Raw genomic sequence first — 818 nt, 5'->3', positions numbered from 1 at the left:
ATGGTTTATTTTCCAATCGCTGATTACAGACCAGATGTTGCGGTTGTCAACGGCAGTTTTACGGATATGCTTGTGAATGTTTTACCGGCTGATGGCTGTTACATTCCGATGCCTAATGCAATGGTAGTGTCTCATGCTTTAGAAGAAAAGCCGTTGGGGTGCATAGCCTTTAGAAGTGGCAATGGTGTTAAGATAATCGTAGGAGGAGCCAAAAAGCTTTACAGTTATGATAGTCAAACGAAGGGTTGGAAAGACATAAGTCAAAGTGGTGTGACCTATCAAGCAAATGAAGAGAATAAATGGTCGTTTGCATTATTTGGTGAAACTATTATTGCGGTGAATAAAAATGATAAACCACAAGTCTTTAATACTCATAGCTCTGAACGGTTTGAAGATTTAGGAGGCAATCCCCCGAAAGCAGGATTGGTGAAGGTTTGGGGTGATTTTGTTTGTTTGATGCAATTAACAGATCATCCCAATCGCATCCATTGGTCGGGTTTGAATGATGCAACTCATTGGACGGTAGGTGATAAAGATTGTTATTATCATAATTTTAATGATGGAGAATATGTTCAAGGGGCAACGGAATCGAGCAATCCCCTCGTTTTTTTGCGTTCTGCTATTTATGCTGGTTGTTTTACGCTAGGCTCTAAAGTCCCCTTTATTTTTCAAAAGCTTCAAGACAAGCGCGGAGCGCGCAATGCAGCCTCTATAGCGTGTCGTGGGAGTGATGCTTTTTTTGCTGGTGATGGTGGCTTTTATCAGATGAGTTTGGATGGTCAACTTTTGCCGATAGGCTTTGAGAAGGTTGATAGAAC

The 818-nt window shown here is 41.3% G+C and carries 1 pseudogene; it reads left to right on the top strand.

The window, feature by feature from the left end:
- Positions 1-818, top strand: a pseudogene (locus ACFIL3_RS10665) (hypothetical protein); the annotation flags it as partial.

The sequence above is a fragment of the Bartonella sp. CE47NXGY genome (assembly GCF_042195415.1).
In the GTDB taxonomy this organism is placed as follows: domain Bacteria; phylum Pseudomonadota; class Alphaproteobacteria; order Rhizobiales; family Rhizobiaceae; genus Bartonella.
Note: the sequence above shows the minus strand (reverse complement) of the source record. Positions and strands in the feature narration are given on the sequence as shown.